Origin of the sequence: Gordonia sp. 852002-50816_SCH5313054-c (assembly GCF_001665925.1) — a bacterium.
Taxonomy (GTDB): domain Bacteria; phylum Actinomycetota; class Actinomycetes; order Mycobacteriales; family Mycobacteriaceae; genus Gordonia; species Gordonia jacobaea.
In genome coordinates this window covers 140,615-156,241 of sequence record NZ_LZTE01000034.1, presented here as the reverse complement: position 1 = coordinate 156,241, position 15,627 = coordinate 140,615, and the positions used below count along the sequence as shown (strand labels likewise).

Sequence of the window (15,627 nt, the reverse complement as noted above, 5' to 3'; positions counted from 1 at the left end):
CGGCGGAGACGGTCAGAGCAGTGCGGTGAGTACACACCACACGATGAATGCCGACGGAAGCAGCGAGTCGAGACGATCCATGATCCCGCCGTGTCCCGGCAACAGCGTGCCCATGTCCTTGATGCCGAGGTCACGCTTGATCTGGGACTCGACGAGGTCGCCGAGTGTCGCGCAGACGACAAGAACAGGCCCGAGGATCATTCCGATCCACCACTGGCTGTCGAGTAGCAAGACCACGCAGCCGATCGCGCCTGCGGTGCCGACCACGAGCGAGCCGGCGAGGCCCTCCCACGATTTCTTCGGGCTGATTGCCGGTGCCATCGGATGCTTGCCGAAGAGCACTCCGGCCGCGTAACCGCCGACGTCGGAACAGACGACGACAACCATCAGGGTGGCGACGCGGGCGGCGCCGTGGTCTTGGACGACCATCATCGCGCCGAACGAGGCCAGTAGCGGCAACCAGGCGAGCACGAGCACGCTCGCCGACAGGTTCTTGAGATAGTTCACCGGCGCGTGAGTGATGCCCTGCGCCAACAACATCCACACCATCATCACCAGGAGCGTGCCCACAAACGCGACCAGGACGCCGGTCGTCCCCCATGGCCAGCTCGACCAGATGATCGCCTGCCCGCCGACGAGTAGCGGCGGCAACGCAACGTCGTACCCGCCGTCGCGTAGGCGCTTGCTCACCTCCCACGTCGCGATCGCGAATGCCACCGCCACGACGACGTACCAGAGTTTCGGCGCGAACAGCAGGATCAGGATGATCCCGATACCCAACGAGAAGCCGACCCCCAGGGCTGCCGGGAGATCACGCCCCGCACGCGACTTCTTCGGCTCCGCCTCTGCAGAACTCGTCGGCTCCGCTGCGCTGGTACTGCCGTCGTCGCGATTCGTCGCTGAATCGTCGGACATGGGATGCGTCGGCTCCTCGGTCACACCTCGAGCAATTCGGATTCCTTGTGCTTGACCAGCTCGTCAACCTGGTGCACATAGCCTGCGGTCGTCTTGTCGAGCTCCTTCTCGGCGCGCGACACCTCGTCCTCGCCCGCCTCGCCGTCCTTCTGGATGCGCTTGAGCTCGTCGACGGTCTTACGGCGGATGTTGCGGATCGCGACCTTGGCGTCCTCACCCTTGCCCTTCGCCTGCTTGACGAGTTCCTTGCGGCGATCCTCGGTCAGCTGCGGGATGGCGACGCGAATCAGATTTCCGTCGTTGGTCGGGTTCACGCCGAGGTCGGAATTGCGGATCGCGGTCTCGATGTCGCGCAGACTCGACGGCTCGTAGGGCTTGATGACGACCAGTCGGGCTTCGGGAGTCGTGATCGATGCGACCTGGGTGACGGGGGTCAGAGCGCCGTAGTACTCGATGTGGATCTTGTTGAACATCGAGGGATTCGCGCGACCGGTCCGGATGGACCCCATGTCCTCGCGCGCCACGCCGACCGCCTTCTCCATCTTCTCCTCGGCGTCGAACAATGCGTCGTCAATCATGTCGGTTCCTGGTCCTCGTCGTTGTTGCCGGTTCTCGTCAGTGCCTGGCTGGCCGCGTCGGGGGTTTCCCGTGGGTCGGCTTACGTGCTGACCAGTGTGCCAATACGCTCGCCGGCAACCGCCCGCGCGATGTTGCCCTTCTCCAAGAGATTGAACACGAGCATCGGCATCTTGTTGTCCATACAGAGACTGAAAGCGGTCGCGTCGGCGACCTTGAGCTCCTTGTCGAGCACCTCGCGGTGGGTGACCTCGCGATACAGCGTCGCATCCGGGTTGGTGCGCGGGTCGTCGCTGTAGACGCCGTCGACGGCCTTCGCCATGAGGACGACCTCCGCCTTGATCTCCAGCGCCCGCTGAGCCGCGGTCGTGTCAGTCGAGAAGTACGGCATGCCCATGCCTGCCCCGAAGATCACGACCCGACCCTTCTCGAGGTGTCGTTGCGCACGCAGCGGAAGGTAGGGCTCGGCGACCTGGCCCATCGTGATCGCCGTCTGCACGCGGGTGCTGATCCCCCGCTTTTCCAGGAAGTCCTGCAGGGCGAGGCAGTTCATCACCGTGCCCAACATGCCCATGTAGTCGGATCGGGCGCGGTCGAGGCCGCGCTGCTGGAGTTCGGCACCTCGGAAGAAATTACCGCCACCAATGACCACTGCGACCTGAACGCCCGAATTGACCACCTCGGCGATCTGATCTGCGACTGTGCTCAGAACGTCAGGATCGAGACCGACCTGACCACCCCCGAACATCTCGCCGCCGAGCTTCAGCAATACGCGGTGGTAGCCGGGGCGTGCAGATTCCGGGGACTCAGGGGTTTCGCTCATCAACATCCTCAACTCGTCGGTTCGCCTCGTTCATCTTATGGGGACGTCGCCGTCCTCGTGATCGCGGTCGCCGATCGAGACCCGTTCGTGCGCGACTCGAGGCCGCCAGACGCGGGCACAGCGGGGCATCAGGCAGTGACGTGAAGGTGAACGAGCAGCTCAGCGACGATGAACAGCGGCGAACAGGCTCCGCAGCGCAGGTCTGTCGTCGAGAACCGGATACGAACGACGCGGACTGTGTACGCCGTCGCCCTCCATCACGAACGCGACGAGAGGACTCCCGGAATCTCCGATTCCCACTCGAGACAGGAAGGTGGCGACGATCTGGCGTGACATCGGCCCCAGTTCGTGGAGAGGACGATTGCGATGTATCCGCAGGCCGAGGTTGACCTGACCGATGGCATCGATGCCGTGACGGGCGAGGGTGTCGAGCACGATTCCGATCTCGACGCCGTAACCGGGAGCGAACGGAATGGACGTCAGCAGCTCTCGAGTTGCCGCGTACTCGCCCGCGAGGGGCTGTATCAACCCGCACAGCGGCGGACACAGTGCCGCGATCAGCGGTCGCACGGTGAGTTCGGTCACCCGTCCCCCGCCCGACGGATCGACCCCGTCGACACCCATGAGCGGTCGCCGGTAGTAGCCCTTCACCAGGTGAAGGTCGGGCGTGGTGAGGAGCGGGCCGACCAGCCTGGGCACATACGTCGGGTCCGGGTCGACCAGGTCGCTGTCGACGAACACGACGATGTCGCCGGTGGTCGTCGCCAGCGATCGCCACAGCACCTCGCCCTTGCCGTCGACGACCGGGATGCCCTCGAGTGCGGACTCCCGCGTTTCCACCCTGGCTCCCGCCGCCCGCGCGACCTCGATGGTCGCGTCGGTGGACCCGGAGTCGACGACGACGAGCTCATCGACCAACGTGCCTACCAGCGGCAGGATGGCATCGACGACGCTGCCGACAGTCCGCTCTTCGTTGAGTGCGGGCAGCACGACGGAGATCGTCCTCCCTGCTTTCGCATCGACGAGTTCGTCGACCGAGAAGTCCGGGCGCTCCCACGTGTTGGACTCCAGCCAGGTGGCCGCACCTTCCGACGTCGAGATCGTCATCGACGGCTGGGAGTCGGAGCCCGACGCCGAATTGACCGACCGCTGCCCGCTCATCGCTTCAGCGCCGCCCTGAACTGCGGCCATGCCCGGTGCAGTTCGTCCTGCCAGTACGGCCAGGCGTGCGTGCCGCCCTCATAGAAGTGGAATGTCGCGGGCACGCCGACCTCGCGCATCCGACGCGCCAGGTTGCGCGAGCACTGATCGGTTGCCGTCTCGATGACCGCGCCGACCGCGAGTTGCTCGGCGAGCTTCTGCCCATTGCCATCGATACCGGGACCGTTGATCGTGTCGTAGCGACCGGGAACTCCGGAGCCGTTGGAGACGTAGACAGACTTGCCTCGGAACTGCTCGACGTGCAGGTAGGGATCGTTGTCTCGCCACGCCGGAGCCGACGGCGGCCCCCACATGTTCACGGTGTTGCCGCCACCGCGGCCTTCGACGACCAACCGCACCGCCGCCTGGCCCGCCGGATCGCTGGTCTGTGCGCAGCCGCTGAACGACCCGAGTGCGCGGTACAGCGTCGGCGCGTGCAAGGACAACTGGAACACCGACGTTCCCGCCATGGAGATTCCGGCGATGGCGTTACGACCGTTGCCGTCGAATCGCTTGTCGACGACCGAGGGAAGCTCCGCGGTGAGGAAGGTGGCCCACTTCTGCACACCGAGCTTGGGGTCGGTGCGCTGCCAATCGGTGAAGTAGCTCGCTGCTCCACCCATCGGCACGACCACATTCACGTCCTCGTTCGCAAAAAATGTTCGGATGTCGGTCTGGTCGAACCAACTGCTCCCGTCGTCGCCACCCGCGGCGCCGTTGAGGAGATAGAGCGTAGGAGCCGACGAACCGCTGCGAGCGGGAATCACTTTCACCGGCACCGACCGACGCATCGCCGGCGAAGCCACCTCGATGTCGATCTCGGTGGGTGCGACGACATTCTCCGACACGATGCGTGCACCGCCCGGTTCGGCGATCGCCACCGGAGCTCCGACGACGCCGCCACCGAGCGCACAAGCCGCGGCTGCGATCACGACGACCCACGTGCGCAACGATCGCGCGCCGAGGCCCTGTCACGACATGCTCCCGCGTCGGACTTCGAACCTGCTGACTTCACTCGCTTCTCCCCACATCCACCGTCTGGCCAGATTCGATGTCCGTCGCTGGCCGACGCCACGCTCCACGTCTGACTTTCCACGTCGCCTGGCGCGTGACAACCCCGCCTTCGCCGTCCGGACATCTGCGATCACGAAAAAGCAGCGAAGGAGCCCCGATTCGGCAGTGTGCCGTACGCGATATCCGGTTGTCCACCTGTTGAAGAAAGACACAAGAAGCTGGTCTATCGACCCAATACCCACGGTCGCGAAACAGCCGCATTGGTCGTTTGACCCAGTTCAGTTCTCTTGGCGACCAACGGTTTTCACACTTCAATCGCGAGTCCCAACAATTGCGGCAATTCACTTGTTACGGTACCGTCGGTTCGATATTGCGTGACGTGACAATTTCCGTCGTGAGATGAAGGGAAGTCGGGGCCCCTACTCATCCATCACCAAAGTGAATTGAGGTTTTATCGATGGTCAAGTTCGGCCTGATCGACGAATGGCAGCCACGCGCGGGCGCGGTGACGAGTTGGACACTCTCCCCCGAGGCGGTCGCCGCGGGATCCAAGGCGCCGGTACATCCGGTACCCGCGTCACACCAGCAAGAGGAATACCTCAACGCCGCGCTGCGCAACGAGTCGGCCGGATTCCGATTCTCCCGACTTTGCTTGGAAGCCTTCGATTTTCAGACACCGCTCGATCGCGGCGCACTCGAGCGCGCGGTCACCACGTTCCTGCGCAGGCACGACACCTACCTCTCCTGGTTCTCGGCGGAGGAAGACGGATCGATCGCCCGGCACGTCGTCGAGCCCGAGATCGTCGAACTGTCGGCCACCGACCATGGCACCATCGGGACGGCAGAAGAGATCCGGACCCTCATTTCGGACATCACACCCGGACCATTTCACTGGAACTGTTTCACATTTGGAACAATCGAATGGGATGGCGGTTTCACCCTGTATGCGGCCGTCGACCATCTCAATACCGACGGTATTTCACAGGCACTCACGTGCGTCGAGCTGATCACGCTGTATTCCAACGAGGCATTCGGACTCAAGAACCCGCTTCCTGAAATAGGAAGCTACCTGCGTTATTGCGAGCATGAGCGCAGCGTGTCCCGGGACCTGACCACCGACTCACCCGAGGTGCGTCGGTGGGTCGAGTTGATCCAAAACAATGGTGGCGAGCTACCGCATTTCCCGCTGCCTCTCGGTACCGAGTCCGAAGGCTACACACGTAGCGGGCATGTGACGGAGAACGTGTTCGACGAGTCCGCCGCACAGCGATTCGAGAAGATCTGCAAGGAGAACGGCGCCAACATGACCGCGGGACTCCTCGCGGTGGCCGCCATCGCCTACTGCGAATTCACCGGCGCCGCAGAGTATCTCGCGATGACACCGAAGAGCACACGCGCAGTCGGCGCCGAGCTGAACTCCGTCGGTTGGTTCACCAGCCTCATTCCCGTGCCGATCGCGGTCACGCCCGGTGCGAACTTCACCGACGTCGCCGCCCTGGCAGGACAGAGCTATACGGCCGGCAAGGATCTGACCGACGTGTCGCTGCATCGAGTGGCGCAGTTGGTCTCCGACGACGACGCCGTCGACATTCCCGTGGGATGGACGGTGCCGATGTTCTCCTACATCGACGTCCGCAAACTGCCCGGAGTCGACCTCTTCGATGCCATCAACGGCTGTCTCTACGGCAATCGCGGCAGTAGCGAAGAGGTGTTCATGTGGGTCAACAGGTTCAACGACCAGACGTCGATGACCTTCTTGTTCCCCGACACCGCGGAGGGCCGTGACTCGCTCGCGCTCTACACCGAGAAGGTCAAGAAGATCATGCGGGCAGTGGCCGACCAGGGCGACTACCAGCCCGAGCTGCCCACCGCGAACTGACCGGTCGTAGCCGGATGGCTGCCAACACCACCCCGGTGGTGTCGTCGAGTACGGCACCCGAGACCCCGACACGTGCCGCATGGCTGGCGCTGGCGGGGTGTCTGCTCGGCGTGTTCATGCAGATGCTGGACACGACGATCGTCAACATCGCACTTCCCGACCTCACAGTCGACCTCGGCGCGTCGACGTCGGAGCAGTTGTTCGTCCTGAGCGTCTACACGCTGGCCTTCGCCTGCACACTGCTGACTGCCGCGACACTCGGTGGCCGGCTCGGGCGACGTCGGATGTTCATCTTCGCGATGGTCGCGTTCACGGTCACCTCGGTGCTGTGCGGGTTGGCTCGCAGCCCACTCGAGCTGATCATCTGTCGCGGCGCCCAGGGTATGAGTGCTGCGCTGATGTCGGCGCAGACCCTGGCGTTGATCGCGGCGCTGTTTCCCAAATCGCGCCACGGTGCCGTGTTCGGCATCTACGGCGCGGTCGCGGGGCTGGCCGCCATGTTGGGCCCGGTGCTCGGCGGACTCCTGGTGACCGGCGACCTGTTCGGCTGGGGCTGGCGAGCGATCTTCTTCGTCAACGTCCCGATCGGACTCGTCGCATGCATCCTCGCGGGCCGTCGACTTCCACAGATGCGCGACGACAACCCGCCGCGGCTCGATCTCGTGGGTGTGGCGCTGTCGACCGCGGGCCTCTTCCTGCTGCTTTACCCGTTGGCGGTGGGCCGCGAACAGAACTGGCCACCGCGCCTGTGGGCGATGATGGGGGCGGCCGTCGTCCTGCTGGGGTTGTTCGTCGTCGTCGAGCGACGCCTGCTGCGCAACGGCGGTGCTCCCCTGCTTCGACTCGACCTCTTCGCGTCTCGACGTTTCTCGGTCGGGCTGCTGCTCTCGCTGCTCTTCTTCAGCGTCTTCGCGGGATTCTTCTTCACGGTGTCGGTCGCGACTCAGTTCGGGCTCGGCTACTCGGCGCTACGCACGGGCCTGCTCGCGCTGCCGTTCGCCATTGGGGCGGCCGCGGGTTCTATCGCTTCGCCGCTCTTGGTTCGTCGACTCGGTCCGGCACGCACACTGTGTATCGGTGTCCTGATCCTGTCGGCCGGACTTGCCTGGCTCGCAGCAGAATTGGAACCACAGTCCGCGTCGTTGTCGGTGGCGGCGGTCATCGCACCGCTCGTCGTCGGCGGTATCGGCACGGGATTTTTCATCGCACCACTGCAAACGGCGATTCTCTCCGACACGAACGAACAGAACATCGGTTCCGCGTCGGGCTGCGTACCGACGGTGCAACAGATCGGCGCGTCGATCGGACTGGCCGTGGTTACCATCTTCTTCTTCGGTCAGGTGTCGGCCCAGTCGGTCGAGGCGGTTCCCGCCGCGCGCGCCGAATTATCAACAGCACTCGAGAGCACCGACGTCGACCCGATGTTCCGCAGTGCGGTGGCCGACCGTTTCGCCGACTGCGCGTCGGCTCAACTGAGTTCGGCGCATCCCGAACGTCCCGCACCGGGTTGCTCGACGTCGGGATCTGCCCAGCAGGGCGTAGCGGCCACTGTCGCACGGCAGGCGGCACCCGAACTCAAGATCGCGGGCAGGCACGTCGCGGCGCAGAGTTTCATGGGCGCATTCCGAGCAACTCTCTGGGTCCTCGCGATCCTCGGCTGTGTCATCGCCGTGCTGTCGCTCGCGCTCGGGCGTCGCAGGGCCGGCTGACCGCCCAGGGTCGATCAACAGACCGGACCGAGGTCCCCGAATCACCAACGCCCGCATCCGAATTCGGATGCGGGCGTTGGTGGTCGTGCCTGCGCCGGTAGTCGGCGCTAGTGCTTTAGGACTGGCCGACCTCGAAGCGCGTGAACGCCTTGACGGTGGCGCCCGACTCGTCGAGAACGTTCTTGACGGTCTTCTTGGAGTCCTTCACGAAGGGCTGGTCGATGAGGACCGAGTCCTTGAAGAATCCGGTCAGACGGCCTTCGACGATCTTCGGGAGAGCCTTCTCCGGCTTGCCTTCTGCCTTGGCGGTCTCCTCGGCGATACGACGCTCGTTCTCGACGACGTCCGCGGGGACCTCGTCGCGAGTGGCGTAACGCGCCTTGAGAGCAGCAACCTGCTGTGCGGCATTGCGCGCAGCCTCGGCGGCGGCTTCGCCGTCACCGTCGTAGGACACGAGAACGCCGACAGCGGGAGGCAGATCGGACGCACGCTTGTGCAGGTACACGGCGACGGGTCCGTCGTAGTAGACGACGCGGCGCAGTTCGAGCTTCTCGCCGATCTTGGCCGAGAGCGCCTGCACGGCATCGGCAACCGTGCCGTCACCGAGCTTGGCTGCCTTGAGCTCCTCGATGTCGCTGGTCTTTGCGACCAGTGCGGAATCGAGAACCTGGTCGGCGAGCGCCTGGAACTCGGCGTTCTTCGCGACGAAGTCGGTCTCGGAGTTGAGCTCGATCATCGCGCCGCCCTTGGCGGCGACGAGGCCTTCGGCGGTGGAGCGCTCGGCGCGCTTGCCCACGTCCTTGGCACCCTTGATACGGAGCTCCTCGACAGCCTTGTCGAAGTCGCCGTCGTTGTTCTCGAGGGCCTTCTTGCAGTCCAACATGCCTGAACCGGTGAGCTCACGGAGACGCTTCACATCGGCTGCGGTGTAGTTCGCCATCGTTGGCGAGCCTCCTTCAAGTGGGTTAAACGGTGCAGGTGCCCGCAGAATCCGGAGGGATCCTGCGAGCACCCGCCGGTGACTATCGGCTACGCGCGTCAGGCGGTAGCGGGCGGCTCCGTCGCGGCGGGAGCCTCGGCAGCAACCTCGGCTGCCGGTGCGGCAGCCTGGGTCAGCAGCTCCTGCTCCCACTCGGCGAGGGGCTCGCCTGCGGCGGCGTCGGGCTTGGCGTCCGAAGAAGCCTGGCCCGCACGAGCCTGAACACCCTCGGCGACGGCCGAAGCCACGACGCGGGTGAGCAGAGCGGCACTGCGGATCGCGTCGTCGTTACCCGGGATCGGGTAGTCGACGAGGTCGGGATCGCAGTTGGTGTCGAGGATCGCGATGACCGGGATGTTGAGCTTGCGTGCCTCACCGACAGCAATGTGCTCCTTGTTGGTGTCCACCACCCAAATGGCAGAAGGCACCTTGGCCATATCCCGGATACCGCCGAGTGTCCGCTCGAGCTTGTTCTTCTCGCGGGTCAGCATCAGGATTTCTTTCTTGGTGCGACCCTCGAAACCGCCGGTCTGCTCCATGGTCTCGAGTTCCTTGAGACGCTGCAGACGCTTGTGAACGGTCTGGAAGTTGGTGAGCATGCCGCCGAGCCAGCGCTGGTTCACGTAGGGCATGCCGACGCGGGTGGCCTCAGCAGCGATCGACTCCTGAGCCTGCTTCTTGGTGCCGACGAACAGGATGGTGCCGCCGTGGGCGACGGTCTCCTTGACGAACTCGTAGGCCTTGTCGATGTAGGTCAGCGTCTGCTGCAAATCGATGATGTAGATGCCGTTGCGGTCGGTGAAGATGAAACGCTTCATCTTCGGGTTCCAACGGCGGGTCTGATGCCCGAAGTGTGCGCCGCTGTCAAGCAGCTGCTTCATGGTTACGACAGCCATGAGTCTTCTATCCTTTGTGTGCAGTTGACATCGCCATCGGGTGATGACGATCCTGGCGCCTGCGTCGCGCGGACCCGGGTGTCCGGGACCGCCCACGCGAGTTTGTCGGCTCTCACACGCGACCGTGGTCGCCGTGGTGCATTGCCTGATGCAGGCGCGCGAAGTCACCTCATCCGCAGATGAGATGCCCCCTCAGCTTACGCCGCCGCAGTTCAGAACCCAAAACGCCCCCTGCACAGCCCACCGCGGGAGAAATTCTCGCGCCGATGGACCTTTCCGCCTCGCGCGTGCGTCAGAGTCAGCATGGACACCCGCAGAGTCGACATGACCACCGACGTCACGCCGACCCACTACCACTCCGACGACCCACCGGAGCGTCTCCCGATTGTCCGACGACTGCTCGTCGTCCTCACCGACATCGCCCTGACCAGCGCACTCCTGATCGGCGTTCCGTCATTGGCCTCCGCCCGTCCGCCCACCTACACCGCCCCGCTCGTTCCCAAGCCAACGGTGGTCACCGGATTCGACGAGCCGGATCAGCGATGGCATGCAGGCCACCGCGGCGTCGACCTCGCGGTCGCCGACGGAGCGCAGGTTCTGGCGGCAGGCGACGGCGTGGTCCGGTTCGCGGGTGAGGTCGGCGGCAAGTCGACGGTGTCGATCCAGCATCCCGACGGCCTGATCACCACGTACGAGCCGGTCCGTCCCACGGTTCGGCGCGGAGATCGCGTGAGTCGCGGGACAGCCATCGGCACGGCTTTGGCCGGACATCCCGGATGTCCGGCGACCGCCTGCGTGCACTGGGGCGCACGACGCGGCGCGGGGCGGACCGCCGACTACGTCGACCCGCTCGGACTACTCGGTGCCGTGAGGGTGCGCCTCAAACCGCTCGACGGCTGACGGGCCACGGCTTTGCGGGACCCTCGCGGATCACGCCCGAGGGTGCGCCTGACGGTGGGCCGCACGCAGACGTTCGACGCTGACGTGCGTATAGAGCTGCGTGGTCGCCAACGACGCGTGGCCGAGAAGTTCTTGGACCACACGAAGATCGGCGCCGCCTTCGAGGAGGTGGGTCGCGGCGGAATGTCGGAGACCGTGTGGTCCCATCGACGGTCCGCCCGCGGCCTCGACGGCTCGGTGCACGACGCTGCGAGCCATGCGCTGATCGAGGCGTCCACCGCGCGCGCCGAGGAGCAGCGCTTCTCCTGACCGTGGCCCCACCAACGACGGTCGACCGTCGCGAAGCCAGCGGGCAACGGCTTTTGCCGCGGGCGCGCCGTAGGGCACCGTTCGCTCTTTGTTGCCCTTCCCGATCACGCGCACCACTCGACGGTGAGCGTCGATGTCCTCGATGTTCAGACCGCACAACTCGCCGACGCGAATCCCCGTGGCGTACAACAACTCCAGAATCGCGACGTCCCGAAGAGCGATGGGGTCGTCACTCTCACGGAGGTCGCCTCGAGCGTCGGGACCGCCCCCGTCGGTGTCACCCCCGCCGACATCGCCCCCGTCAGCATCGCCATCCGCCGCAGGGCTCGGGCGCCCTGCTGCGGCGATCGCGGCGACGGCCTCGTCGGGCGCGAGAATCGGCGGCAGTGCGCGATGAGCCTTGGGCGCCTGCAGCCGGGTGGACGGATCGTCGCCGAGGATCTGTTCCCTGAAGGCCCAGGCGCAGAAGGTCTTTGCCGACGAGACCTGACGCGCGACGGTGGTGCGGGCCGCGCCACGTCGAGTGTGTTCGGCAAGCCAGGACCGCAGCAATGCCAGGTCGATGTCGCCAACGGGAACTCCCCTGGCACCCGCGAACGCGATCAGGCCCCGCACATCCGACACGTACGCGCGGATGGTGTGCTCACTGCGGCCGCGCTCGTGTCGCAGATGGTCGGCGAACTCGTCGAGCACGGACATGGTCATCGATCGATGACAACGAACGACGCGCGTGTACGCAACCGCACACGCGCGTCGTTGTCAGATCGTCACTGGGTCGGGTTCTTCGACCCCGGACGTCAGCCGCCGGCACGCAGTCGAGAGAGCCTTCCGGCCACCCGACCGGCCGTCGCTCTTCAACCGGCGACGCCCGCGCCCTCCTCCTCGGCACGCAGATCGGACTTCCATTGCCGGAAGCCCTCTTCTGTGCGACCACGTCGCCAGTAGCCGGAGATCGACGCGCGTGCTGCGCTCACGCCGCGCTCCTTGCGCACATAGCCGCGCAGGTTGTGCATGACGGCCTGCGCCTCGCCGTGGATGAAGACGTGCGGTTCACCGTCGAGCCACTCGGTCTCGCGCACCGCGGCAATCAGCGGGGCGTTGTCGCCTGCGCGGTCGTCGGGCACCTCGCCCGCGGGTCCGCCACGATGGACCCAGGTGATCTCCACGCCGGACGGCACGTCGAGCGCGACCTCGTCCTCGGGTCCGGCGACCTCGATGAACGCTTTCGCGATCGCACCTTCGGGCAACGATTCGATGGCTGCGGCCAGCGCGGGCAGGCCGGCTTCGTCCGCGGCCAGCAAATGCCATGCGGCGTCGTTGTCCGGCCGGTACCCGCTGCCCGGACCGAGGAAGTGCACGGCGGAACCGGGAGCAACCGTCGCGGCCCAGGGTCCGGCGATGCCCTCGTCACCGTGCACCACGAAGTCGATCGCGATCTCGCGCGCGTCCTCATCGACGGTGCGGACGGTGTAGGTGCGCAACACAGGCTGCTGTTCGGGCGGTAGCGACCGGGACGCCCTCGGATCGAAGTCGGCCGGGAAGTCGACACCGTCGGGCATGAAGATCAACTTCACGTACATGTCGGTGTCGCGTTCGTTCCGCGGCGGCAGTGCCGCGGCGAAATCACCGAAGCCGTCACCACCCAGATAGAGCCTCACCATGTGGGGTGTGATCTGCTCTCGCCGGAGCACCGTCATCGAATTCACGCGCTTTGCCATGAAACCTCCTAATGCGTTCCAGCCTACGCCACTCGAATTAGGGTTACCTAAATCGCGAGTCTCCATCCCGCACCGTCGCCGGCGATCAGACCCGCGATCTCCAGCCCCGCGAGCGCAGCTCGCACGATACCGACGTCGAGGCCCGCGGCGAACGAGATCTCGGTGATCGTGGCATTCCCCTGGCCCGGAATCGCGTCGTGGACCCGCTTTTCGTCGTCGGTCAGTGTGTCGGTGGGGCGTTCGCGACCACGACCTGGATCGCCGCCTCCGTCGGGTACTGCCAGTGTGATGACCGACGCCGCGTCGGTCACGAGTACGCCGAGCCCATCGGCGATCAGGCGATGGCAGCCCACCGACGTCGCCGAGGTGACGGGCCCCGGAACCGCGCCGACCGGGCGGTCTATCGCGCGTGCCCATGCCGCCGTGTTCGCAGCCCCGGATCTTTTGCCCGCCTCGACGACGACTGTTGCCGACGACAGCGCCGCGACCAACCGATTCCTTGTCAAGAACCGGTGCCGTGCAGCCGTGGTGCCCGGCGCGTACTCCGAGACCACAGCTCCGCTGCTCGCGACCTCGGCAAGCAGCCGAGCGTGTCCCGTTGGATAGTCACGGTCGATCCCGCACGCGAGCACCGCCACGGTGGTGCCCGCCGACGCGAGTGCCGCACGATGCGCGGCGCCGTCGACGCCATAGGCACCTCCCGAGACCACGGCCCACCCCTGCGCGCACAACTCGCTCGAGAGCTTCCCCGTGACGTGCTCCCCGTACGACGACGCGGCGCGCGATCCGACCAATGAGATCGAGGCGGCCGCGATGTCGTCGAGGCGCGCGGGGCCGCGCACCCACAGTGCGATCGGCTCGTCACCGTGCGCATTCGGATCGAGTCGCGTCAACGGGAGCAACGACCAGGCGGGCCATTCGGCGTCGTCGGATGTGATCAGGCGAGCATCGACCGCGCGTGCGGTGTCGAGATCCTTGGCGGGAGTGCAACTCTCTGCCCGAGCGCTCGTCGGACCGAGTACCGCCTCGTGACCGCTCGGCACCCGTCGACTACGGATGGCGTCGGCTGCGGCCACTGCTCCGAGGTCGTCGACGAGGCGTCGAATCGAAGAACACGGAGGTTCGGCCACAGCACTCAGATAGGCCCACGCGCGCAGTACTTCGTCGTCGTGGCGTGTATCGGCGTACATGGTCATCGGAATCCCCCTCGGTCTCGGTACAGCAGTGCTTGCGCCACATCGGTTTCGGTCGGGACGTCGCCACCTCGCAGGTCGTTGAGTGTCCACGCGACTCGCAGAGCTCGATCGACGCCCCGCGTGGTCACGCGCCCCTCCCGAACGCACACGTCGACGGGGCGAAGCGCTTTGGGTGATAGCCGAAACTGTTGTCGCAGTGCCGAACCGGGCACCTCGGAGTTGGTTCGCCAGCCGTGCTCGCGCCATCGTTCGATCGCGGCGGAACGCGCAGCGGTCACCCTCGCCCGAATGTCGGCGCTCGACTCCTCCGCCGCCATCATCAGTGCGGCGTTTCCCGGCGGCTCCATCTGCACCCGCAGGTCGACACGGTCCATCAGCGGTCCGGAAAGCTTCCCCAGGTAGCGCCGGCGGACGACCGCACTGCAGACACAGTCGACGTCGTGCACCGGTGCGCACGCGCACGGATTGGCGGCGAGGAGCAGTTGGAAGCGCGCCGGGTAGGTGGCCACCCCGTCGCGACGACTGATCCGCACCTCCCCTTCTTCGAGTGGTTGTCGCAGGGAGTCAAGCACTTTGGGCCCCATCTCAGCGCACTCGTCGAGGAACAGAATTCCCCGATGTGCCAGCGACACCGCACCGGGCCGCGCGATACCGGTGCCGCCACCGATCAGCGCTGTCGTCGAGGTGCTGTGGTGCGGCGCGACGAACGGTGGTGAGGTGATCAACGGCTGGCCCGGACGCAATCGGCCCGCGATCGAGTGAAGTGCGGTGACCTCGAGCGATTCTTCCTCCTCGAGCGGCGGGAGTATGCCGGGCAGCCGTCTCGCCAGCATCGTCTTCCCGATACCCGGTGGGCCGGTCATCATGACGTGATGCGCACCGGCAGCGGCGATTTCGAGTACGTGGCGCGCCTCGCTCTGACCGATCACATCGGCCATGTCGGCGACCGGATCTGCGGGGATTGCCCTGATCTCACACACCGTGTCCAGCACGCACTCGCCGCGCAGCCACGAGGACACCTCCGACAGCGAATGCGCACCGCCGACCTCGATATCGCGCACGAGCGTCGCCTCACCGACCGACTCGATCGGCACCACCGCACGAGCGAAACCCGCGTTGCGCGCCTCGATCACGGCCGGCAGCACGCCGCGCACCGGTCGGAGACGTCCATCGAGTGCGAGCTCGCCCAGGAAGATCGTCCCACCCAACTTCGCTGTGGGAACAGCGTCCGTCGCGGCGAGTATCGAAACAGCAAGCGCGAGATCGTGTCCCGACCCGCTCTTGGGCATCTGAGCAGGCGCCAGGTTGACCGTCACCTTCTTCTCGGGGAACTTCACCCCCGAATTCGAGATGGCGGCCCGCACTCGGTCGCGTGCCTCACGTAACGAGGAATCGACATTGCCCGACAACGAAAACCCCGGCAACCCCTGGCTCAGAGATGCCTGCACCTCGATCACGCCTGCTTCAAAAGCGTTCAGGCCAACCGACTGACAACGCCCCAACGACATCGCGC

Annotated in this window: 14 protein-coding genes; 3 read left to right on the top strand and 11 right to left on the bottom strand. The window is 65.6% G+C overall.

The window, feature by feature from the left end; all coding sequences use genetic code 11:
* Nucleotides 1-12 precede the first annotated feature (12 nt).
* From A5788_RS06735 to A5788_RS06715, 5 genes are all read right to left on the bottom strand, one after another.
* A complete protein-coding gene (locus A5788_RS06735; protein WP_049697459.1) occupies nt 13-915 on the bottom strand; it encodes a phosphatidate cytidylyltransferase in 903 nt (300 codons plus the stop codon).
* Between the two features lie 20 nt (nt 916-935).
* Entirely contained in the window at nt 936-1,493 is a 558-nt protein-coding gene (gene frr / locus A5788_RS06730) for a ribosome recycling factor (RefSeq protein WP_005204967.1), read from the bottom strand.
* Between the two features lie 80 nt (nt 1,494-1,573).
* Entirely contained in the window at nt 1,574-2,314 is a 741-nt protein-coding gene (gene pyrH, locus A5788_RS06725) for a UMP kinase (RefSeq protein ID WP_049697458.1), read from the bottom strand.
* Nucleotides 2,315-2,473: 159 nt separating this feature from the next.
* Nucleotides 2,474-3,421: a glucosyl-3-phosphoglycerate synthase gene (locus A5788_RS06720; RefSeq protein WP_049697457.1), complete on the bottom strand. Its 948-nt coding sequence runs from the start codon at nt 3,419-3,421 to the stop codon at nt 2,474-2,476.
* Nucleotides 3,422-3,471: 50 nt separating this feature from the next.
* The gene (locus A5788_RS06715; RefSeq protein ID WP_082937948.1) at nt 3,472-4,446 is read right to left on the bottom strand and encodes an alpha/beta hydrolase; all 975 of its coding nucleotides are present in this window, start codon (nt 4,444-4,446) and stop codon (nt 3,472-3,474) included.
* A gap of 539 nt (nt 4,447-4,985) precedes the next feature.
* Between A5788_RS06715 and A5788_RS06710 the strand changes: the two genes are divergently transcribed.
* Complete coding sequence (locus tag A5788_RS06710; RefSeq protein WP_064869855.1) at nt 4,986-6,407, top strand: condensation domain-containing protein; 1,422 nt, start codon at nt 4,986-4,988, stop codon at nt 6,405-6,407.
* 14 nt (nt 6,408-6,421) lie between these two features.
* Nucleotides 6,422-8,116 carry an MFS transporter gene (locus tag A5788_RS06705; protein WP_064869854.1) on the top strand — a complete coding sequence of 565 codons (1,695 nt, stop codon included), beginning with the start codon at nt 6,422-6,424 and terminating at the stop codon, nt 8,114-8,116.
* Between the two features lie 115 nt (nt 8,117-8,231).
* Here the strand turns inward: A5788_RS06705 and tsf are convergent, their stop codons facing one another.
* Both tsf and rpsB read right to left on the bottom strand, forming a co-directional pair.
* Nucleotides 8,232-9,056, bottom strand: coding sequence for a translation elongation factor Ts (tsf, locus tag A5788_RS06700; RefSeq protein WP_049697083.1), 825 nt, complete (start codon nt 9,054-9,056; stop codon nt 8,232-8,234).
* Nucleotides 9,057-9,154: 98 nt separating this feature from the next.
* Nucleotides 9,155-9,991 (bottom strand): 30S ribosomal protein S2, encoded by an 837-nt coding sequence (rpsB, locus tag A5788_RS06695; protein WP_005204976.1) that lies wholly within the window; start codon nt 9,989-9,991, stop codon nt 9,155-9,157.
* Between the two features lie 324 nt (nt 9,992-10,315).
* Here rpsB and A5788_RS06690 point away from each other — a divergent pair, with 324 nt between their 5' ends.
* Nucleotides 10,316-10,891, top strand: coding sequence for a M23 family metallopeptidase (locus A5788_RS06690; RefSeq protein WP_064869914.1), 576 nt, complete (start codon nt 10,316-10,318; stop codon nt 10,889-10,891).
* A 30-nt stretch (nt 10,892-10,921) separates the two neighbouring features.
* Here the strand turns inward: A5788_RS06690 and A5788_RS06685 are convergent, their stop codons facing one another.
* The 4 genes from A5788_RS06685 to A5788_RS06670 form a co-directional block, all read right to left on the bottom strand.
* Nucleotides 10,922-11,905: a tyrosine recombinase XerC gene (locus A5788_RS06685; RefSeq protein WP_064869853.1), complete on the bottom strand. Its 984-nt coding sequence runs from the start codon at nt 11,903-11,905 to the stop codon at nt 10,922-10,924.
* A 149-nt stretch (nt 11,906-12,054) separates the two neighbouring features.
* Nucleotides 12,055-12,918, bottom strand: a complete 864-nt coding sequence (locus A5788_RS06680; protein ID WP_064869852.1) for a siderophore-interacting protein — start codon at nt 12,916-12,918, stop codon at nt 12,055-12,057.
* A gap of 47 nt (nt 12,919-12,965) precedes the next feature.
* Complete coding sequence (gene dprA, locus A5788_RS06675) at nt 12,966-14,114, bottom strand: DNA-processing protein DprA (RefSeq protein WP_064869851.1); 1,149 nt, start codon at nt 14,112-14,114, stop codon at nt 12,966-12,968.
* Complete coding sequence (locus A5788_RS06670) at nt 14,111-15,622, bottom strand: YifB family Mg chelatase-like AAA ATPase (RefSeq protein WP_064869850.1); 1,512 nt, start codon at nt 15,620-15,622, stop codon at nt 14,111-14,113. Before A5788_RS06670 ends, dprA begins: the two co-directional genes overlap by 4 nt.
* Nucleotides 15,623-15,627: the final 5 nt, after the last annotated feature.